This is a genomic window from Geodermatophilus sp. SYSU D01176 (assembly GCF_054050015.1).
This window is the reverse complement of record NZ_JBJGYN010000001.1, coordinates 1-18,316: the sequence shown is the minus strand read 5'-3', so window position 1 is coordinate 18,316 and position 18,316 is coordinate 1. Positions and strand designations below refer to the sequence as shown.

Here is an 18,316-nt window from a genome sequence, read left to right as displayed (position 1 = left end):
TCACGGCTGCACGAGGACCTTGACGTTCTGCTCCTTGTTCTCGATCAGCTCGCGGAAGCCCTGCTCGACGATGTCGTCGAGCCGGATCCGCCCGGTGATGAACTGGAACGGGTCGACCCGGCCGCTCGCGACCATCTCGATCGTCGCCGGGTGGTCGTGGGCGTAGGCGAGGCTGCCCAGCACGCTGACCTCGCGGAAGACCAGGTCGTTCATCGCGACCTGCGCGTCGTGGCCCCAGATGGCGACGTTGACGCACGTGCCCCCGACGCGGGTGGAGCGGATCGCGGTCGCGAGGACCTGGTCGACGCCGGCGCACTCGAAGGTGACGTCCGCGCCGCGGCCCTCCGTCAGCTCGTCGACCGCCTCGACGACGTCGACCTCGCGCGGGTCGAGCACGGCGGACGCGCCGGCGACGGCCGCCTTCTGCTTGCGCGCCGCGGCCGGCTCCACCGCGACGACCTCCTCCACCCCGGCGGCGCGCAGGGCGGCCGTCGTCACCAGCCCGATGGGGCCGGCGCCGAAGACGACCGCCGAGTGCCCCGGCCGCGCGCCGGAGAGCCGGACGGCGTGGTAGGCGACGGCCAGCGGCTCGATCAGGGCGCCGACGTCGGTGCCGAGGTCGCCCAGTGGGTGGACCCACCGCCGCTCGGCCACGACGTAGCGGGAGAAGCCGCCGCCACCGCCGGAGAGGCCGACGAACCCCAGCGTCCGGCAGACGTTGTAGCGGCCCTGCCGGCAGGCGTCGCAGCGGCCGCAGACGACGTAGGGCTCCACCACCACGCGGTCGCCCACCCGGACGTCGTCCACCCCCGCGCCGACCTCCGCCACCACGCCGGCGAACTCGTGCCCGAGGGTCACCGGCGCGCCCTCGCCCGTGAGGGGGTGCGGCGCCTCGGCGGTGGGCACGAAGATCGGGCCCTCGAGGTACTCGTGCAGGTCGGTGCCGCAGATGCCGCACCACTCCACCTGGACCAGGACCGTGCCGGGGCGCACCCGGGGCTCGGGCACCTCCTCCACCCGGATGTCGCCGCGTCCGTGGAACCGGGCTGCCTTCATGGCGTCGTCTCCGTCCGTCGTCCCCCTCCTCGGTGAGGGGCTGACGGCAGCTCACCGCGGCGCGGCCCGGGGCCGGGAGCGTTGCAGCCGGTTGCAGCCGCCGTTCAGTCGGGCAGCAGCCGCCGCAGGACGCCCTTCGCCGTCGCCCCGGCCCGGTAGGACTGCACCAGCCAGGAGTTGCACACGATGTTCGCGCCGGCCAGCGCGGGGACGAGGAACTGCGTCACCCGCTGCCGGCTCTGCCACTTCGCGACCTCCGCCGGGGTGCCGCTGGTCGGCAGCGTCGCGTCCTTGACCTCCACCTGCTGCCCCTGGCGCGCGGCCTCCTCGGCGGCCTTGCCGATGCGGTTGCCGCTGTAGGCCGCGTACGCGGTCGCGCCGGCACCGGCCACGGCCAGGCCGGCCTTGAGCGCGCCCACCGTCCCGAAGCCCTTCTGCAGCGCGATCCGCCGTCGCCCCACCTGGGTGAGCCGGAGCCCGGCGAGCAGCGTGGCCGCGATGCCGCCGAACTGCGCGGGCTGGAAGCGGCTCCACGCCGAGCCGGCCACCCGGATGCGGTCGAGGCCCTGGGACAGGTCCTGGCCCGACTTGTTGACGCCGGCGATGCCCATCACCGCCCCGCCGAACCACAGGGCCGAGCCGAGGTCGTGCACCGCCTGGGCGACGAAGTGGTTGTCGGTGTCGGTGGTCATCTGGTCCTCCGTCGGTGGTGTGCCCGTCTGGAGTGCCGACCCCTACCCGGGTGGCCGCACCGGTAACGGGACACGCCCGGGGAGATCGCGGCCAGGGCGGGTGGGAACGCCCGTCGGTGGGTATGTCCACCCGGCGACCGGAGTTCGGACAGTCGGCCCGGTCCGAGTCCCCCGCGGAGATCCCCATGACGTCCGCCGTCGTCCCCGTGTCCGAGATCGACCGACGCATCACCGAGGCCCACCGCGACCTCGGCGCGGCGAGGTCGGCGTTCGCGCAGTCCCCGAGCGCCGCGGCGGTCGCCGCGTGCGAGGCCGCCGAGGCCCGTCTCGACGACCTGCTCGACGACCGCCTCGACCGCATGGCCGCCGCCCGCCGGCCGCACGCGGACCCCGCGACGTGACCGGCGTCCCGCCGGGTGCCCGCTCGGGCGTGCGGCGGGTGAGGGAGGCTTGAGGGCACGGCCGCGCCTCCGTCCGGGAGAGCGTGGCCGGAGGACGGCCGGTGGGACGGGCCCGCCGGTCACGAGCAGTGCAGGAGCAGCTGGATGCCGCAGGGCACGGTGAAGTGGTTCAACGCCGAGAAGGGCTTCGGGTTCATCGCACCCGACGACGGAGGGCGTGACGTCTTCGTCCACTTCTCCGCGATCGCCGACGAGGGTGGGTTCCGGACCCTCGACGAGGGCCAGCAGGTGGAGTACGAGGCGAGTGAGGGGCAGCGCGGGCCGCAGGCGGACACGGTGCGGCCGGTCGGCGGCGCCCCGCGGCGCCAGGACGCCGGATACGGCCGGGACCGGGACCGCGGGGGCGACCGCGACCGCGGAGGCGATCGCGATCGGGGCCGCGGGCGGGACGGCGACCGCGGCCGGCCGTCGCGCGGGGGGCGGAGCACCGGCACCGTCACCTGGTTCGACGACGACAAGGGCTTCGGGTTCATCCAGCCCGACGACGAGGGCCCCGACGTGTTCGTGCACTTCTCGGCGATCGCCGACAGCGGGGGCTACCGCAGCCTGGAGGAGGGCCAGCGGGTCGAGTTCGACGTCACCCAGGGCCAGCGCGGCCCGCAGGCCGAGGACGTGCGGTCCGCCGAGCGGGGCGGCGGGGGTGGCGGCTACCGTGACGCCGGCCCGCGTGGCGGTGGCTACCGCGACCGCGACTCCGGGGGGTACCGGGACCGCGACTCCGGCGGGTACCGCGACGGTGGCCGGGACGCCGGCCGCGGCGGCGCCGGCGCGGGCCGTCGTCCGTCGGGCGGCGGCCGGGCCACCGGCACGGTGAAGTGGTTCAACGCGGAGAAGGGCTTCGGGTTCATCGAGGCCGACGACGGCGGCCCCGACGTCTTCGTGCACTACTCGGCGATCGCCGACCGCGGCGGCTACCGCAGCCTCGACGAGGGGCAGCGGGTCGAGTTCGAGGCCAGCGAGGGGCAGCGCGGCCGGCAGGCCGACCGCGTCGACCCGGCCTGAGAGGACCACCCCCCCACGCCTCGGAGAAGGACCCCGTCCTCCCCACGCCTCGCACGCTCGGAGCGGTGCTCTGGACGGGGCCTGCTCGCCGGCGCCGCGCCCCCTCGGGTGCGGCGCCGGCGGGCGCGCGTCAGAGCAGCCGGACGTCGGCCTCGACGGCCTCGAAGGCCTTGCGCGCGGCGATGAGCACCGGGTCCCACACCGGCGAGAACGGTGGGGCATAGGAGAGGTCGAGGGACAGGATCTCGTCGACGCCCATCTCGTTCCAGATGCAGATGGCGAGGGCGTCGACGCGCTTGGCCGCCGCCTCCTTGCCGACGATCTGGGCACCCAGCAGCCGCCCGCTGCGCCGTTCGGCGATCATCTTGACCCGGATCGGCTGGGCGCCGGGGAAGTACCCGGCCTTGGTGGTCGAGTCGACGACGGCGGTGACGAACTGGTACCCGGCCGCCTCCGCCTCCGCAGTGGACAACCCGGTGCGGGCCGCCTCCAGATCGCAGATCCGGGTGATCGCGGTGCCGATGACCCCGGGGAAGGTGGCGTAACCGCCGCCGATGTTGATCCCGGCCACCCGGCCCTGCTTGTTCGCGTGCGTGCCCAGCGCCACCACCACCCGCTGCCCGGAGAGCCGGTGCACGGACTCGACACAGTCGCCGGCCGCCCAGACGCCCTCGACGCAGGTGCGCATCCGCGCGTCGACCTCGACTCCCCCCGTGGTGCCCAGCGGGATCCCGGCCTCCTCCGCCAGCCGCACCGCCGGCCGGACGCCCAGGCCGAGAACCACCAGGTCAGCGGGCAGCTCGCGGCCGCTGGCGGTGACCACCGCCCGCGCCCGGCCGCGGGCGTCGACCTCGATGGCCGCGACCGGGTCGGAGAGCACCAGGTCGATCCCCTCCTTGCGGACGGCGTCGGCGATGAACTCGCCGACGTCGGGGTCGAACGTGCCCACCGGCGTGGCCGACCGGTCCACGACGGTGACCTCCAGCCCACGGATCCGGCAGGCCTCGGCGATCTCCAGGCCGATGTAGCCGCCGCCGACCACGACCACCCGGCGGAGGTCGCCCCGCTCGAGTTCCGCGCGCAGCGCCACCCCGTCGTCGAGTGTCTGGACCCCGTAGACACCGTCGACGTCGATCCCCGGCACCGGCGGCCGCATGGGCACGCTGCCGGTGGCGTACACCAGCTGGTCGAAGGGCTCGACGCCGGTGCCGCCGCCTTCGAGGTCCCGCCAGTGGACGACCCGCCGGTCCAGGTCGATGCCGACGACCTCGGTCCGCATCCGGACGTCGACGCCCATCGCGCGGTGCTGCTCGGGCGTCCGGGCGATCAGGTCGGCCTCGGACTCCACGGCACCGCTGATCCAGTACGGGATGCCGCAGGCCGAGTACGACGTCGCCCGGCCCCGCTCGAACACGACGACGTCCAGGTCCGGACGCCGCTTCTTCGCCTGCGCCGCGGCGCTCCCGCCCGCGGCGTCCCCACCGATCACGACCACGCGTCCGCTCACGCCCCGGACGCTAGGGCGTCGCGCGGACCGCCGCCGGTCAGCTGCCCCGTGGCGCGGCGCGGGACTAGCGTCGGTCCATGACCGTGCCTCCCCCACCCGGACCGCAGCCACCCTCGCCCACACCGTCCCCCGTGGACCCCGTACCGCCGCCCGAACCGGCTCCCTTCCCCGTGCCCGGCCCGACCGACCCGTCGGCTCCCCCGCCGTCCGGACCGCAGCCCGTCTGACGCACCCGCAGCGGCAGACCTGATCCACCCAGGCCCATCTGCTCCGCAGGCCCTCCGCTGTTCCACGGCGTATCCGCAGCTCAGACGCCGAAGAGTGTCAGACCCCCGGCCTAGCGTGGGGGCGTGTTCGGGAGCGGGTACGGCGTCGGCCTGACGGTGGCCGACCTCGCGCCGTGCCCGCCGGAGTTCGGCCCACCGCCCACCTCCTCCCCGCCGCTGGGTGAGCTGCCGGTATGGGCGCGCACGCCGGAGGAGAAGGCCGCCGAGCTGCAGCGGGTGCAGCGGGCCAGGGCCGAGCTCGCGGCCTACGAGCTGGAGCTGGTCGCCGCATTCGCCGCCGACCGGCCGGCGTCGGCCGACCGGCGGCCCGGTGGGCCGGGGGGCGGCGGATGCCGGGGATGACTCGGCGCCGGAGGGCATGAGTGCGTTCTTTCCCGACGAGCTGGCGCTCACGCTGCACTGCTCCCGGGCGTCGACGACCACGCTGACCGAGCACGCGCTGACGCTGACCGGGCCGCTGCCGGCCACCCTGGCCGCGCTGGCGGCCGGGGCGCTGGACTGGCCGCGGGCCCGCACCCTCGCCGAGGCACTGGGCTGGCAGGTGCGCGGCACCGACCCGGCGGTGCTCGCCGCGGTCGAGGCGGTGGTGCTGCCGCAGGCCGCGGACCTGTCGATCCGCCGGGTCAAGGCGCGGCTGCGGGCGGAGCTGACCGCCCGCGACGCCGACCGGCGGCGGGACCGGGCGCACCGCGCGGTGACCGTGCGCCGCCGCCCGGTCGGCGACGGGTCAGCGAGTTGGTCGCCGGCCTGCCCGACGAGCTGGCCGCGGCCTGCCAGGCGGCCATCGACGAGCTCGCCCGGCGGGCCAGGAAGGCCGGGGACGACCGGCCGCTCGGCCTGCTCCGCTCGGGCGTCCTCGCCGATCTGGTGCTGCGCCCGTGGCGGGTGCCCGACCCGGTGGCCGCGCACCTCGAGGTGCCGGTGCCGCCGGGGGCGCTGACCCTCGACCGGTTCCTGGCGTCGGGCGCGCCGGTGCCGGGCGCGTTCACCCCGCCGGGAGCGGTGGCCGGGCCGGCCGGGGCGGTGGCCGGCACCCCGGTCACCGCCGCCCACGGGCGCGACCTGCTCGCCCGGCTCGACGCGATCGGCCTCCAGGCACCACCGAACGGGTCGGTCGGTTTCGCCTGCACCGACGGCACCGGCGCCCCGCAGGCGGTCGCCACGCTGCGGGAGCTGCGGCAGGCGGCCCGCCGCGGCTGCCCCACCCCTCCGGCCGGGGCCTGCGGCTGCCCGCTCATCGGCCGCCCGGAGCCGACCGACGCGTACCAGTCCAGCGCCGCGCAGCGCCGGTTCCTGCACACCCGGGACCGCACCTGCCGGCATCCCGGCTGCGACAACCGGACCGGCTGGGCCGACGCCGACCACGTCCTCCCGCCCGCGGCGGGGCCACCGACTGCGCCACCCTGTGCTGCCGGTGCCGCCGGCACCACCGGCCCAAGACCCTCGCCCCCCGGCTGGACCGACGCCACGACCCCCGACGGGATCTTCACGGTGCGGGCACCCAGCGGGGTGACCCGCACCAGCCGGCCACCGGACCCGCAGCTGACCGGGCCCCGCGTCCGCACCCGACCCCCGAACAGCCGCCCGAACAGCCACCGCCAGACGACCCCCCGCCCTTCTGACGTCTGCCTGCAGATCCTCGTGCCCCACCCGCGTCTCCAAGGGCGGCTTCAGGGACACCCGCGCCCGTCAACGGAGTCCGCTGAGGCCCATCTCCGGGACCGAGAACGGTGGTCATCCTTCTTCGAGGCGCCGATCGCAGCGATGAGTCGTGACAGCTCGCACCGTCTACGCATGAGCGTGACCTCGCTCAGCAGCCATCTGCCGGTCGACCACGGACTGTTCGAGCAGGTCGCGCCAGCCACAAGCACGCTGAAGGAGCCCTCCATGACGCTCGCCCCAACCACCACCCCGCCGGTCGGTACACGGTGAACGCGCCCGCTTCCACCACGATCACGCCGGTCCAGGTTGCCGACCTGCTCGCCGGGGGCGAGCTGATGCCGGTCTACGTACACGTCATCGACCATCCCGATGGGCGGGTGCTGGTCGACACCGGCATGACGGAGTTGCACCCGCTGGTCGCCGACATGGATCCCCGCCTCCGCCCATGGAGCGAGCAGGACATCGATCCCGCCGGCATCGACATGGTCGTCAACACACACCTGCACTTCGACCACTGCGGCGGCAACCACCTCTTCGCCGGCAAGCCGGTCTACGTCCAGCGTCGGGAACTCGACGACGCGCGCAGCCAGGACGACTACACCATCCGCGAGTGGGTCAAGGCGCCCGGAGTGCGGTACGTGCCGGCCGACGGCGAGCTCGAGCTGCTTCCCGGGCTACGACTCCTCCCGGCACCCGGCCACACACCCGGCACGCAGGTGGTGGTCGTCGAGACCGGCGGGCGTCCGGCCGTCGTCGCCGGCGACGCAGCGGTGTGGTTCGGCGAGCTCGACGAGCCGCAGACCGAAGGCCAGCTGGCGATACGCGGGCTCGACCCGGAGATGGTCTGGCTCGCGCACGCGCACGAGCCATGGCGACCCCGCGCCCACTAGGGCATCGCGCAGGTGTCCCCGAGTGGGCCGTTCAGAGACCGAGGGCGGCTTCAGGGCCACGTTCCAGCCGCTTGCACCGCCCGCGCCAAGGGGCGTCACTGGAGGTCTTCGCGGGTTGCTGGGGAATCCTTCGCACAGGTCACGGTCCGCCCGGACCGGAAGGTCAGAGGCGGTTGGTTGTCGGCGGGATCAGTCCGCCGGACGTCGCCGGGTCGAGGAGGACACGCGACGCTCGGCTTCGCACGCCGGACCGGTCGGCGAAGTCGCATCCGGCGGTGAGGCGGTCTCGGCGTCAGAGGTCGTGTCAGAAGCCACTGACGCCTCCACTACGACCGCCGAGAACGTCACCCGGGGAAGACCCACGGCGCCTTCCCGAACGGGGCGCCCGTGCGCTTCCCGCACCGCTGGCAGATCTTGTCGTCCGGACCCAAGGGCCGCTCGCCGTCCGGGTGTCGCTGGACGTAGGAGTGGAACCCGAACCGGCACCGCAGTGGCTTCCGATTCATGGGCCTACGCTAGGAGTCGCCGATCCCGCCGGGAAGGGGAGTACCGCCTGGCGCGCCAGCACTTCCTCCCCCAATCGCCCAGCGTGGGCCGCTTGGGGGCACCACTGCCGGCTCGGCCGAAGGGAGGCTTCAGCGACAGACGACGGTGGAACGTCCACGGAACACCCCTCTCTGAGTCACCGGGGACGTCATTGCCGGAGTGTGCCCATCCCGTGCTCCTCACCGGGTGCCCTTTCCCACCAATGAGTCGATGCTCGCCAAGCTGCGCGTCATGGTGCGCTGAAAGCGTCCGCGGAGAAGTGGAAGGAGGAACCTGATCGGCCCCTTGGCGCGGGTCTCGATGGACAGCCGCAGACGAGTAGCGGCGCCTCCCTGCTCGGGCAGCAGGTCGACTGCCTGGTGCAGGGCGAAGGCCCCGAATCGCACATCCCAAGCCGCCCGCCGACATGGCTCGTAGTCCGTCACGGTGGCGGTGCCCTCTACCCGTCGGCGACCTTGACGACGGATGACGTGGGCTGCCGTGCCGGGCGCGACCGGTCCTGAAGATGTTTGTCTCATCTCCAGCAGGTCCGGATCCCATCGTGGGTGGTTCTCGAAGTGCCGGGTGGCCACAAAGTCGAACACCACGTCTGGCGGGCGGTGCAGGATGCGTTCCGCGCTGACGACCGTCATGGCGCCCCCACCATCCAGGAAGTGAGCACGAGACCCGCCGGGCGACAGCCCCAGGGTGACGCCGCGGCAGGAGCCGCTGGTCCGAAGTGCGCTCCTACCAGCGGCCGGCGGTCTCCGGGCATCCATCGTGGCAGCACTGCGGACACCTCGAGGCAGCCGGGGACGTGCGGTGTCCCAGAGCGGGCCGCTTGGAGGCATCGTTGAGTCATCACTGCGTGCCAGGCGTAGTGAGCACACCTACCTGGCTGGGGTGATCGTCCACTGATGGCTCCAGGGGCCGGCCCCGTCCGAGCGCCTGCCCTGGGGAGGGACACCCGCCCACGAAGTCGCCGTCCACCACCATCCGGTGCAGGATCGCCGCGCTCGCCGTCCTCGTTCCCGGACCTCGAGGGTGAGCCCGGCGCCAGACCGTCGCGACGTGCCGTCGGATCCCGCACGGACCGCGCCGAACCGGTTCCCCCGGACCGCTGCGCGGGCCTAGCGTCGGCCTTCCCACGGGGGCGACGACGACGGCGGCGGGAGGCTCGCCATGTTCGCTCAGCTGATCCAAGGCAGGACGTCGGACGCCGAGGCGGTGCGGACGGCGCTGGACACGTGGATGCGGGAGTTGCAGCCCGGCTCGATCGGCTGGCTGGGCAGCACGGTCGGAGTCGCCGACGATGGCCGGTTCGTCGCGGTGGCCCGCTTCGAGTCGGCCGAGGCTGCGGCCCGCAACTCGGCGCGGCCGGAGCAGTCCCGGTGGTGGGAGGAGACGCAGCGGCTCTTCGACGGCGAAGTGACCTTCGCCGACAGCGAGGACGTCGAGGTCGACCTGACCGGAGACCCGGACCGGGCCGGGTTCGTGCAGGTGATGCAGGGCCGGGTGACCGACCGGGCACGGGCCAGGGAGCTCTTCGCCCAGCTGCCCACCGAGGCCATGGCGCGCTTCCGTCCCGAGGTCTTGGGCAGCGTGATGATCAACCACGGGCCGGATCGGTGGGCCCAGGTCATCTACTTCACCTCCGAGGCGGAGGCCCGCGAGGGCGAGCGCAAGGAGGTGCCGCCGGAGCTGCAGGCGGTCATGGAGCAGCTGGTGGCCCTCAGCCCGGAGCCGTTCGACTTCATCGACCTGCGGCAGCCCCTCCTGTACTCGCCGCCGTCAGCCGGGGCCGGACTGCCGGGGCCGCGCGAGGCGGCGGAAGGAGCAGAGGAGGTCGAGCGGTCGACGTGAGACGCAGCTCGACCCGCGCCGACCGGCCGAGGGTCCGCTGGGTCGTCCGCACCCGCGCCGGCTGGGGCGAGGCGGGCCGCGGCTCCTGACCGCTCACGCCCCTGTCTCGGACCCCCCACATCGGTGTCCTCGAGTGGGCCATCACGGGACACCCGGTCCCGCTCGCCGTGAGGGCGGCACACGTGACCCGGGGCGGGGAATCCGCAGGACCCCCCGCCCCGGGTCAGATGGTCCGGAACTCCGGCTGTGGTGGGCGCTCTATGCCGTGCGCACCAGGATCGTCACCAGGACTGTCATCGTGATCCCGCCGAGGGGAGAGGGTTGCGGCCCCTCACCGCCCGTCACGATGTTGATCCGCGTACTGGCTCAACAATCCCCCGATGCCTCCACCTGACTGGGCTAACACGAGGATGAAAACCAAGGGAGCGCACGGTCGGGGTGTCCTCCTCGAAGCCTGACAGTGCACGAAGCGGGATCATGATCACGAGCCAGCCCGGACAAGAGGAAGACCACATACCAGAGCTTGGAGCGCAACACTCGGCTGTCCGCCGCCTGCGCTGTGCCCATCCCCTGGATGCCGCCGAGGATGAACACGACCACGACCGTCGTGGCCACGGCGTGGAAGTCAGGGTGCTGCATGGCGGAGAGCCTCCCCGGGTGGCCCGCCCGCGCAGGTGGCCTCTCATCCCGAGTCCACCTGGGGATGCGCTGGAGCGGTGAGCGTTCAACGTCTGCGACGGCGCAGGTCCTACTGGTCCGCGGGGACAGCTCCGTCCGGCAGTTTGTCGAGCCCCACAGTCTTGTCCCCCCTCTGCCGATACTCCTCCAAACCAGCCTGCCCAGATGCGTTGGCGACCACGGGATGGAGACGCATGAATTCCGGATTTGGCACTTGGCCAGCACCAATGATCGCGGTATACGCATTGAGACCGTCATCCCAGAAGGCCTGACTCATGGGATACCAGTCGCCCGCCCGATCCTGGCCTGCGACCCAGACGGTGTAGCCGTCCGGTGCCCGGTCACCCCTTATCTCAGCAGCAGCGTCCTCCGTCGCAACCAGTTCAGGGGCAGCAACGGCGAGGTCGGCTTCGCGCAAGTAGTCGTTGTAAGGCCACTTGTGCTGATCGGCACGGAAGCTCAGGAACTGAATCACCAGACCGATAAGCGCCACAAGAAGCGCGACGTGCTCGACCCATCTCGGCCATCGCCGCGGCGATGCCCCGGAGCCTCCTCCACCTCCCGCCGGGAAAGGCGATGGAACGGGCACAGGGGGGCTCGTCGAGGCAGACATGCACGAAGTGTCGCTACATGTTCGGAGTGTCACGGATGTCAGAACTTCATGACCGACACGGCCCACACTCGTCACACCCTTGATCCCATCGCCGTCAAGCTCCGCAGGCACACTGAGAAGGGGTACGCGTAACAACCGCGACGCCGACGGTGACCATCCGCATCGTGACGGACCAGGTCAGCAGGGCGGCCACCGACCACGGCAGCCGCTGCCACCCGGACGCCCGGAGGGCGGCGGCCGTGAGCAGGACCGCGGCGCCGGTGAGCGCCCCGAGGGCCGGGTACATGCCACGGAGCGACTGTCGGTCGTCCGCGTCGACGTGAGCACCGGACTCCCAGGCCCACCGGACCGCACGGGTGGGACCACGGGCTCCGCACCAGAACGGCCTCGCTGACCGGGTGCCCCGTCGGCCGGTCCCGGCGGCCAGGACCCAGGACATCCCGGCCGGACCGCGCGGCGACTGCTCGCCGTGCGCGAGGAAGGCATCGCGGACTCGGGACTCGATCGTCGCGGCGTCCGGACGGTCGGGCAGGCCGATGTCAGCGACGATCGCGGCCCTCCGACGTCGTTGCGCAGACCTCCCTAACGTGCGGGCAGGCGTCGTGATCGTCTCGAGCGCACCACGGCGATGGCTGCGGCACCCCACCGGACATGCGCCCTCCCTCCAGAGGCCCTCAGAAGGCCCCGCAGCGATGACCCATGGCCGCCGGTGGAGCAGGGGGACGGGGTCGGGTCACTCGCCGGGCACCCGTGGCACCGGCCGGACGTCCCGGGCTCCCGAGAGCTGGTGGCCGGCGTCGCAGACAAGGGCCAGGTGCACCGGCTCGCCGCAGTCACGGTGGCGCAGCTCGAGGGGGACGTGCCCGTCCTCGGCCAGGTACTTGTCACCCCATGCCATGAGGGCGACCAGGGTCGGGTGGAGGTCGATGCCCTTCTGCGTCAGCCGGTACTCGTACCGCTGCCGCTCCCCCTGCGCCTGGTACGGGACCCGCCGCAGGATGCCCTGCTCCACCAGCGTGTTCAGCCGGTCGGTGAGCACGGCCCGGGGCGCGCCGAGCACCCGCTGGAAGTCGGCGAACCGGCGCACGCCGAGGAACGCCTCGCGCAGCACCAGCAGGCTCCACTTCTCGCCGACCACGGCCAGTGTGCCCGCGACCGAGCACCGCGACCGGTCCCACTGCGCCTCGCTCATGCCCACCAGCATAGCGAGCTGAGTTCGCTTGACGAACTCACTTGGGAGGAGCAGAGTTCATCTCACGAACTCAGGAGGTCGGGATGGACATCACCGTGGACACCAGACCGGTGCGACCGGACGACGGCCCGCTGTTCTGCCGGCTGTGGGACCGCCTCTCCCCGGAGACCGTCTACCGGCGCTTCCACGCACCGCTGCGCCGGCCGCCTGCCGATGCGCACCGGCTCGTCGAGGTCGACCACGACCTGCGCGAGGCGCTCGTCGCGGTCGTCGGCGGTGAGGTGGTCGGGGTGGCCCGCTACGACCGCTCCCCGGGCGACCCGGCCACGGCCGACGTCGCCGTGGTCGTCGAGGACGGCTGGCAGGGCGTCGGCATCGGCCGCCAGCTGCTCACCGAGCTGACCGACCTGGCCGCGCGACGCGGCGTCCGCCGCCTCACCGCCGACGTCCAGGTCGACAACGACCGCATGGTCGGGCTGCTCCGGCGACTGCTCCCGGGCGCCGTCCTCACCCCCGACCACGGCGTCTACGCCGTGCAGAGCCCCCTGACCGGCGCGCCGGCACCCGCCGCCGCCTGACCCGAGAGGAACCGCCATGTCGCGCCTGCGCACCGCCATCGCCGAGCGCCGCCGGACCCGCGCCCGCCTGCGCGAGGAGCGCGCCTTCGAGCGGCTGCTCGCCCGCGCCCCGACCGTCGAGTCCGCCCACGAGCTGCGCGCCCTCTCGACCCGCCGCTGACCGGGGGTCTCACCCGGCGGGCGGCCGCAGCTGCCCGTAGATGCGGGCGAGGTCGGGCAGCTGGTGGTGGGCGTTCAGCCCGCTGGGGTTGGGCACCACCCAGGTCGCCGCGCCGCCGACCCGCTCCGGCTGCAGACCGGCCACCGCCCGCGGCCGGTCGAAGCCCACCCGCCAGGCCGTGATGCCCAGGACGGCGAGCACCCGCGGCCGGTACCGCGCCACCAGCTCGGCCAGGGCCGCGGCACCGACCCGCAGCTCGTCGGCGGAGAGCTCCGCGGCGGTGCGGGTCGGGCGGTCGACCACGTTGGTCACGCCGAGGCCGTAGCGCAGCAGCTCGGCGTCCTCCTCGGGCGGCAGCTGCCGCGGCGTCAGGCCGGCCCGGTGGAGCGCAGGCCAGAAGCGGTTCCCCGGCCGGGCGAAGTGGTGCCCACGGGCGGCCGAGGTGAGCGACGGGTTGATCCCGCAGAACAGGACGTCGAGGCCGGGGGCGATGACGTCGCGCAGCGGCTTGCCCGGCACGCGGCGAGGTTAGCCGCGGGCGGCGCACACTGGCCGGCATGACCCAGGGCGCCGACGCGGCCTTCCGCCGCTTCGTCGCCGCCGAGCGCGACGCCCTCCTCGCCGAGGCGCTGCGGCTGACCGGGGACCCGGCCCGGGCCGAGGACGCCGTCCAGCGCGCCCTGGCCCGCACCCGGCTGCGCTGGGGACGGCGCGGCGCGGACCCCGCGACGACCGCCGCCGACGCCCTGCACGACGCCGCCACGCGGGACGACGGCGGGCAGGTCCTGGAGTCGCTCGACGACGACTGGCCCCCGCTGCCCCCGCCCGCGCGCTGGCGGCTGGACGCCGACGCGGCCGCGACCGATGCCCTCGCCCGGGCCCGTCGACAGCGGCGGCTCCGCCGCGGAGGGCTCGCGGTCGCGGTCGCCGCCACCGCAACCGCCGCCGCACTGCTGGTCCCGCAGGCCGGGGAGCCGGAGGGCGCCCGGCAGCCCGGAGCCCGGGAGCAGGCCGCCGACGTCCCCGTGCTGACCGAGCCCACCCGCGGCTCGCTCGCCGGGGACGCCGCCTTCGTCGAGGCGGCCCGCCGCGCGGACTGGGGCCCGCTGACCCCGCCGGCGGTCGGGGAACGGCGCGTCGTCCTGGCCACCGACACCCCCGACGGCCGCGTCGTCCTGCTGGCCGGCACGGTCGACGAGGACGTCCGCGGTGTGTGGCTCACCGGCCCCGTGGGCGCCCCGCCCGAGGGGCTGACCCGCTACGTCCCGCAGGACCTCGGCCCGTTCCGGCCGGCGTCGCTGCTGGTCGGCGGCCCGGGACCGGCCACCCTCGTCGTCGTCACCGCCCCCGGTGACGAGGTCGAGGTCTCCCCCCGGCTGCAGGTCGGCCCGCGCGGCACGGTGGCGCGCACCTACGAGCCGGTGCCGGCCGACGGCGGGCTCGCCGTGACCACGGTCCCCACCACGGCCGCCGGCGCGGGCACCAGCGTCCGCGTCCTGCGCGACGGGCAGCCGGTCTACCGGGCCGGGGTTCCCGCGCCCGCCCTCCCGGCTGGCCCCGCCGAGATCCCGCCGCTCGAGCCACTGCGCCCGGCCGCCGCCCGCCCCGCCGACCGGCTGGTCGCCCAGGCGCTCACCGGGATCGCCGTCCCGCTGGGTGCCGAGCCCGCCGACCTGCAGCCGCAGCTGCTGTGGTCGGGCACCCTGCCGATGCCCGAGGTCCCGGGCAGCGCCGTCGTCGTCGTGGGCCGCAGCCCCGGTGGCGGGCTGGTCGTCACCACGTGGGCCGGCCAGCTCGGCAGCACCGGCGCCGGCCGCACCGTGCCCTGCGGCGTGCACACCCCGCCGGGGTCGACGGACGTCGCCGGGCTCGTCGTGGCCCGGGTCTGCGACCTCTCCTCCCCCGAGACCGAGCCGTCCGAGGAGGGCCGCTGGCTGGTGGTCACCGCGCCGGCCCCGGCCACGGCCGCCGCCGTCCTCGACGAGCGCGGCGGCGTGCTGGCCACGGTTCCGCTGTCCGACGGCGGAGGCACCGCCCTCCTGCCGCCGGGCGCGCGGGACGTGCGCACCCTCGACGCGGCCGGCCGCGCGCTCGCCGAGGTGGCGATCAGCGCCGTCGCCACCGAGCCGTTCGGGGACCACGGCTCCGGCGAGGTGCGCTAGGCGCGGCGCGGCACCGGGACGGTCATCAGGTCGGCGGCCACGACCAGGTCGCCGGAGAACACCGCCGCCGCCTCGTCCCGGAACCGCGCGGGGTCGGGGTAGCGCTGCGAGAAGTGGGTGAGCACCAGCCGGCGCACCCCGCACTCGGCCGCCACCGTCGCCGCCTGCCGAGCGGTGAGGTGCCCGTACTCGCGGGCCAGCGCGGCGTCCTCCTCGAGGAAGGTCGACTCGACCACCAGCAGGTCCGCCCCGTCGGCCAGCGCCGGGACCGCGTCGCACAGCCGGGTGTCCATGACGACGGCGACCCGCTGGCCGGGCCGCGGCACGCTCACCTCGTCCAGCCGCACGGTGCGCCCGTCGACCTCCAGCGACCCGGAGCGCTGCAGCCGGCCGACGTCCGGCCCGGCCACGCCGGCACGGGCCAGCGCCTCGGGCAGCATCCGGCGCCCGTCGGGCTCCACCAGCCGGTAGCCGAACGTCTCGATCAGGTGATCCAGTCGGCGGACCTCCAGCGTCCACGACGGCCCCGAGGCGACCGGCCCGTCGGCGGCGAGCGGCTCCTCGCGCAGGTCGAGGACGTCGTGGAACACCGACGCGGCGCGCAGCCGGCCGAAGTACTCCCGCCCGGACGCCGGGAAGTGCGCGGTCACCGGGTGCGCGACCCGGTCCAGCGACATCCGCTGCACCACGCCCGGCACGCCCAGGCAGTGGTCGCCGTGGAAGTGGGTCAGGCAGATCCGGGTGACCGCGCTGCTCGGGACGCCGGCCAGCAGCAGTTGCCGCTGCGTCCCCTCGCCCGGGTCGAACAGCAGCCCCTCGCCGTCCCAGCGCAGCAGGTAGCCGTTGTGGTTGCGGGTGCGCGTGGGCGCCTGGCTGGCGGTGCCGAGGACGACGAGCTCGCGGACCGTCACCGCGCGAGCGTAGGAGGGGGTGGGACCAGGTCCTCACGTCGGGTGTGACGCACGTTACGTTCGGCATCCGTCGCCCGACCTCCTGGAGGACCCATGGACCGGCTCCGCTTCGGCACCTTCCTCGCCCCCTTCCACCCCGCCGGCGAGAACCCCACGCTGGCCCTGCAACGGGACCTGGAACTGGTCGAACACCTGGACCGGCTCGGGTACGACGAGGCCTGGATCGGCGAACACCACTCCGCCGGCACGGAGATCATCGCCTCGCCGGAGATCTTCATCGCCGCGGCGGCGGAGCGCACCAGGCACATCAAGCTCGGCACCGGCGTCACCTCGATCGCCTACCACAACCCGCTGTGGGTGGCCGAGCGGATGGTGCTGCTGGACCACCTGACCCGCGGCCGGGCGATGCTCGGCTGTGGCCCCGGCTCGCTGCCCACCGACTCGATGATGCTGGGGCTCACCCCCACCGACACCCGCGAGCTGCTCGAGGTGGACCTCGACATCATCATGCGGCTGCTCCGCGGCGAGACCGTCACCGAGCAGACCAAGACCCACAACCTCGTCGACGCCCGGCTGCACCTGCGGCCCTACACCCAGCCGCGCTTCGAGGTCGCCGTCGCCGCGGTGGCCTCCCCGACCGGTCCGCGGATGGCCGGCCGGCACGGCGTCGGGCTGCTCTCCATCGGCGCCACGCTCAGCCAGGACGGCTTCGACGCCCTCGCCCACCACTGGAACGTCGTGCAGGAGCAGGCGGAGCACTTCGGCCAGACGGTGTCCCGCCGCGACTGGCGGCTGGTCGGGCTCATGCACGTCGCCGAGACCCGCGAGCAGGCGTACGCCGACGTCCAGTACGGGATCGAGACCTGGTTCCGGTACTTCCAGAAGACGGCGGCCTTCCCGCAGATGGCGGTCGAGGGCGGTGACGCCAAGGAGATGATCGACTTCATCAACGAGGCCGGCATCGGGGCGATCGGCACGGTCGAGGACGCCCGCGCCCAGGTGCAGCGGCTGTGGGAGCAGTCCGGCGGCTTCGGCTGCATGCTGCTGCTCGGCCACGAGTGGGCCAACCCGCAGGCCACCCGGCGCTCCTGGGAGCTCATCGCCCAGCACGTGGTGCCGCACTTCCAGGGCGGCGAGATCTCGCACGCGCAGGCGACGCTGAACGCCAAGGAGCACGCCATGGGCAAGCGGGAGGACTACGCCGCCCAGCAGCTCCAGGCGGTCGCCACGATGACCGAGCGGTACGAGAAGGAGAAGGCCGGGAGCTGAGCCGCGCACCCGGCTGCCGCCCCGGCGACCGGGGCGGCAGCCGGGTGTCGTCAGCCCGACCCACCGGCGGACCCGCGGTGCGTCCCGGTGCGCGGACCGGTCACGATGACGCCGTGGCGGAGATCGCGGACGACGTGCAGGCGGTGCTCGCGGCGGAGGACCACCGCTACCGGGCGATGGTGGACGGCGACCTGGACGCGCTCGAGGAGCTGCTCGCCGACGGGCTCTGCTACACCCACTCCAGCGGCACCCGCGACACCAAGGACGAGTGGCTGGGCAAGCTCCGGTCGCGGCACTACGTGTACCGCCGGGCCGAGCACCCGGTCGACCGGGTCGAGGTCTCCGGCGACACCGCGGTCGTCGTCGGCCGGCTGACCGCGGAGGTCGACGTCGCCGGCGTCCCGAAGACGATCGACAACCTGGCCCTCGCCGTCTGGACCCGCGCCGGCGGGTCCTGGCAGCTGCTGGCGTACGCCCCCACCGCACCGCCGCGGTGACGGACGAGCACGCCGGCATGGTCGTCCGAGGCGAGGCGGTGGAGTCCGAGGAGGAACTCGCGGCGCTGCTGCGGTCGGGCGCGCAGGCCGCCGTCCCCGCGCCGGAGCCGACCCCGCGGCCGGACAGCGACGACCGCGACGACGACGCGCTGCGGGTCTGATCCCGCGTACGTCCCCTGCCCCTGGGGGGGGGGGGGGGGGGGGGGGGGGGGGGGGGGGGGGGGGGGGGGGGGGGGGGGGGGGGGGGGGGGGGGGGGGGGCGGGGGTGGGGGGGGCCGGGTCGGACGGGCCGCGGCCGTAGCGCCTGGGTG

Annotated in this window: 21 protein-coding genes; 12 read left to right on the top strand and 9 right to left on the bottom strand. The window is 74.4% G+C overall.

From position 1 onward, the window contains the following. Together ACI78Z_RS00105 and ACI78Z_RS00100 are read right to left on the bottom strand one after the other, a co-directional pair. Complete coding sequence (locus ACI78Z_RS00105; protein WP_457034469.1) at window positions 1-1,056, bottom strand: 2,3-butanediol dehydrogenase; 1,056 nt, start codon at window positions 1,054-1,056, stop codon at window positions 1-3. A 104-nt stretch (window positions 1,057-1,160) separates the two neighbouring features. Beyond that, a complete protein-coding gene (locus ACI78Z_RS00100; protein WP_457034468.1) occupies window positions 1,161-1,748 on the bottom strand; it encodes a hypothetical protein in 588 nt (195 codons plus the stop codon). A gap of 185 nt (window positions 1,749-1,933) precedes the next feature. Between ACI78Z_RS00100 and ACI78Z_RS00095 the strand changes: the two genes are divergently transcribed. Both ACI78Z_RS00095 and ACI78Z_RS00090 read left to right on the top strand, forming a co-directional pair. Beyond that, the gene (locus ACI78Z_RS00095) at window positions 1,934-2,149 is read left to right on the top strand and encodes a hypothetical protein (RefSeq protein WP_457034467.1); all 216 of its coding nucleotides are present in this window, start codon (window positions 1,934-1,936) and stop codon (window positions 2,147-2,149) included. 144 nt (window positions 2,150-2,293) lie between these two features. Continuing rightward, the gene (locus ACI78Z_RS00090) at window positions 2,294-3,211 is read left to right on the top strand and encodes a cold-shock protein (RefSeq protein ID WP_457034466.1); all 918 of its coding nucleotides are present in this window, start codon (window positions 2,294-2,296) and stop codon (window positions 3,209-3,211) included. Window positions 3,212-3,341: 130 nt separating this feature from the next. Here the strand turns inward: ACI78Z_RS00090 and ACI78Z_RS00085 are convergent, their stop codons facing one another. Beyond that, the gene (locus tag ACI78Z_RS00085; RefSeq protein WP_457034465.1) at window positions 3,342-4,718 is read right to left on the bottom strand and encodes an FAD-dependent oxidoreductase; all 1,377 of its coding nucleotides are present in this window, start codon (window positions 4,716-4,718) and stop codon (window positions 3,342-3,344) included. A 350-nt stretch (window positions 4,719-5,068) separates the two neighbouring features. Here ACI78Z_RS00085 and ACI78Z_RS00080 point away from each other — a divergent pair, with 350 nt between their 5' ends. The 3 genes from ACI78Z_RS00080 (at window position 5,069) to ACI78Z_RS00070 (ending at window position 7,557) form a co-directional block, all read left to right on the top strand. After that, window positions 5,069-5,347 carry a hypothetical protein gene (locus ACI78Z_RS00080; RefSeq protein WP_457034464.1) on the top strand — a complete coding sequence of 93 codons (279 nt, stop codon included), beginning with the start codon at window positions 5,069-5,071 and terminating at the stop codon, window positions 5,345-5,347. Between the two features lie 16 nt (window positions 5,348-5,363). Beyond that, entirely contained in the window at window positions 5,364-5,945 is a 582-nt protein-coding gene (locus ACI78Z_RS00075) for a DUF222 domain-containing protein (protein WP_457034463.1), read from the top strand. Between the two features lie 988 nt (window positions 5,946-6,933). Continuing rightward, window positions 6,934-7,557, top strand: a complete 624-nt coding sequence (locus tag ACI78Z_RS00070; RefSeq protein ID WP_457034462.1) for an MBL fold metallo-hydrolase — start codon at window positions 6,934-6,936, stop codon at window positions 7,555-7,557. Window positions 7,558-7,901: 344 nt separating this feature from the next. Here ACI78Z_RS00070 and ACI78Z_RS00065 read toward each other — a convergent pair whose 3' ends face one another. Together ACI78Z_RS00065 and ACI78Z_RS00060 are read right to left on the bottom strand one after the other, a co-directional pair. Beyond that, window positions 7,902-8,063, bottom strand: coding sequence for a hypothetical protein (locus tag ACI78Z_RS00065; protein WP_457034461.1), 162 nt, complete (start codon window positions 8,061-8,063; stop codon window positions 7,902-7,904). Between the two features lie 219 nt (window positions 8,064-8,282). After that, entirely contained in the window at window positions 8,283-8,735 is a 453-nt protein-coding gene (locus ACI78Z_RS00060) for an SRPBCC family protein (RefSeq protein ID WP_457034460.1), read from the bottom strand. Window positions 8,736-9,264: 529 nt separating this feature from the next. Between ACI78Z_RS00060 and ACI78Z_RS00055 the strand changes: the two genes are divergently transcribed. Further along, entirely contained in the window at window positions 9,265-9,945 is a 681-nt protein-coding gene (locus ACI78Z_RS00055; RefSeq protein WP_457034459.1) for a hypothetical protein, read from the top strand. Between the two features lie 748 nt (window positions 9,946-10,693). Here ACI78Z_RS00055 and ACI78Z_RS00050 read toward each other — a convergent pair. Together ACI78Z_RS00050 and ACI78Z_RS00045 are read right to left on the bottom strand one after the other, a co-directional pair. Further along, on the bottom strand, window positions 10,694-11,098 hold the full coding sequence (locus ACI78Z_RS00050) for a hypothetical protein (protein WP_457034458.1): 405 nt from the start codon (window positions 11,096-11,098) through the stop codon (window positions 10,694-10,696). A gap of 871 nt (window positions 11,099-11,969) precedes the next feature. Beyond that, on the bottom strand, window positions 11,970-12,428 hold the full coding sequence (locus ACI78Z_RS00045; protein WP_457034457.1) for a winged helix-turn-helix transcriptional regulator: 459 nt from the start codon (window positions 12,426-12,428) through the stop codon (window positions 11,970-11,972). Window positions 12,429-12,511: 83 nt separating this feature from the next. On the opposite strand from ACI78Z_RS00045, the gene ACI78Z_RS00040 reads away from it, so the two are divergent. Next, window positions 12,512-13,006: an N-acetyltransferase family protein gene (locus ACI78Z_RS00040; RefSeq protein ID WP_457034456.1), complete on the top strand. Its 495-nt coding sequence runs from the start codon at window positions 12,512-12,514 to the stop codon at window positions 13,004-13,006. A 16-nt stretch (window positions 13,007-13,022) separates the two neighbouring features. Further along, window positions 13,023-13,166, top strand: coding sequence for a hypothetical protein (locus ACI78Z_RS00035; protein ID WP_457034455.1), 144 nt, complete (start codon window positions 13,023-13,025; stop codon window positions 13,164-13,166). Window positions 13,167-13,175: 9 nt separating this feature from the next. Here ACI78Z_RS00035 and mug read toward each other — a convergent pair whose 3' ends face one another. Continuing rightward, window positions 13,176-13,685, bottom strand: a complete 510-nt coding sequence (mug, locus tag ACI78Z_RS00030) for a G/U mismatch-specific DNA glycosylase (protein ID WP_457034454.1) — start codon at window positions 13,683-13,685, stop codon at window positions 13,176-13,178. Window positions 13,686-13,723: 38 nt separating this feature from the next. Here mug and ACI78Z_RS00025 point away from each other — a divergent pair, with 38 nt between their 5' ends. Further along, a complete protein-coding gene (locus ACI78Z_RS00025; protein ID WP_457034453.1) occupies window positions 13,724-15,328 on the top strand; it encodes a hypothetical protein in 1,605 nt (534 codons plus the stop codon). Here the strand turns inward: ACI78Z_RS00025 and ACI78Z_RS00020 are convergent. Next, window positions 15,325-16,239 (bottom strand): ribonuclease Z, encoded by a 915-nt coding sequence (locus ACI78Z_RS00020; protein WP_457034452.1) that lies wholly within the window; start codon window positions 16,237-16,239, stop codon window positions 15,325-15,327. The genes ACI78Z_RS00025 and ACI78Z_RS00020 overlap by 4 nt on opposite strands. A 93-nt stretch (window positions 16,240-16,332) precedes the next feature. Here ACI78Z_RS00020 and ACI78Z_RS00015 point away from each other — a divergent pair, with 93 nt between their 5' ends. The 3 genes from ACI78Z_RS00015 (at window position 16,333) to ACI78Z_RS00005 (ending at window position 18,166) form a co-directional block, all read left to right on the top strand. Beyond that, the gene (locus ACI78Z_RS00015) at window positions 16,333-17,508 is read left to right on the top strand and encodes an LLM class flavin-dependent oxidoreductase (RefSeq protein ID WP_457034451.1); all 1,176 of its coding nucleotides are present in this window, start codon (window positions 16,333-16,335) and stop codon (window positions 17,506-17,508) included. 113 nt (window positions 17,509-17,621) lie between these two features. Then, window positions 17,622-18,005 (top strand): nuclear transport factor 2 family protein, encoded by a 384-nt coding sequence (locus ACI78Z_RS00010; protein WP_457034450.1) that lies wholly within the window; start codon window positions 17,622-17,624, stop codon window positions 18,003-18,005. A 17-nt stretch (window positions 18,006-18,022) separates the two neighbouring features. Beyond that, entirely contained in the window at window positions 18,023-18,166 is a 144-nt protein-coding gene (locus tag ACI78Z_RS00005) for a hypothetical protein (protein ID WP_457034449.1), read from the top strand. Window positions 18,167-18,316: the final 150 nt, after the last annotated feature.

Coding starts and splice junctions, on each gene's coding strand:
- ACI78Z_RS00065 (WP_457034461.1), bottom strand. CDS start 8,063: ATGAATCGGAAGCCACTGCGGTGCCGGTTCGGGTTCCACTCCTACGTC.
- ACI78Z_RS00090 (WP_457034466.1), top strand. CDS start 2,294: ATGCCGCAGGGCACGGTGAAGTGGTTCAACGCCGAGAAGGGCTTCGGG.
- ACI78Z_RS00095 (WP_457034467.1), top strand. CDS start 1,934: ATGACGTCCGCCGTCGTCCCCGTGTCCGAGATCGACCGACGCATCACC.
- ACI78Z_RS00055 (WP_457034459.1), top strand. CDS start 9,265: ATGTTCGCTCAGCTGATCCAAGGCAGGACGTCGGACGCCGAGGCGGTG.
- ACI78Z_RS00040 (WP_457034456.1), top strand. CDS start 12,512: ATGGACATCACCGTGGACACCAGACCGGTGCGACCGGACGACGGCCCG.
- ACI78Z_RS00025 (WP_457034453.1), top strand. CDS start 13,724: ATGACCCAGGGCGCCGACGCGGCCTTCCGCCGCTTCGTCGCCGCCGAG.
- ACI78Z_RS00005 (WP_457034449.1), top strand. CDS start 18,023: ATGGTCGTCCGAGGCGAGGCGGTGGAGTCCGAGGAGGAACTCGCGGCG.
- ACI78Z_RS00045 (WP_457034457.1), bottom strand. CDS start 12,428: ATGAGCGAGGCGCAGTGGGACCGGTCGCGGTGCTCGGTCGCGGGCACA.
- ACI78Z_RS00060 (WP_457034460.1), bottom strand. CDS start 8,735: ATGACGGTCGTCAGCGCGGAACGCATCCTGCACCGCCCGCCAGACGTG.
- ACI78Z_RS00105 (WP_457034469.1), bottom strand. CDS start 1,056: ATGAAGGCAGCCCGGTTCCACGGACGCGGCGACATCCGGGTGGAGGAG.
- ACI78Z_RS00035 (WP_457034455.1), top strand. CDS start 13,023: ATGTCGCGCCTGCGCACCGCCATCGCCGAGCGCCGCCGGACCCGCGCC.
- ACI78Z_RS00100 (WP_457034468.1), bottom strand. CDS start 1,748: ATGACCACCGACACCGACAACCACTTCGTCGCCCAGGCGGTGCACGAC.
- ACI78Z_RS00015 (WP_457034451.1), top strand. CDS start 16,333: ATGGACCGGCTCCGCTTCGGCACCTTCCTCGCCCCCTTCCACCCCGCC.
- ACI78Z_RS00075 (WP_457034463.1), top strand. CDS start 5,364: ATGAGTGCGTTCTTTCCCGACGAGCTGGCGCTCACGCTGCACTGCTCC.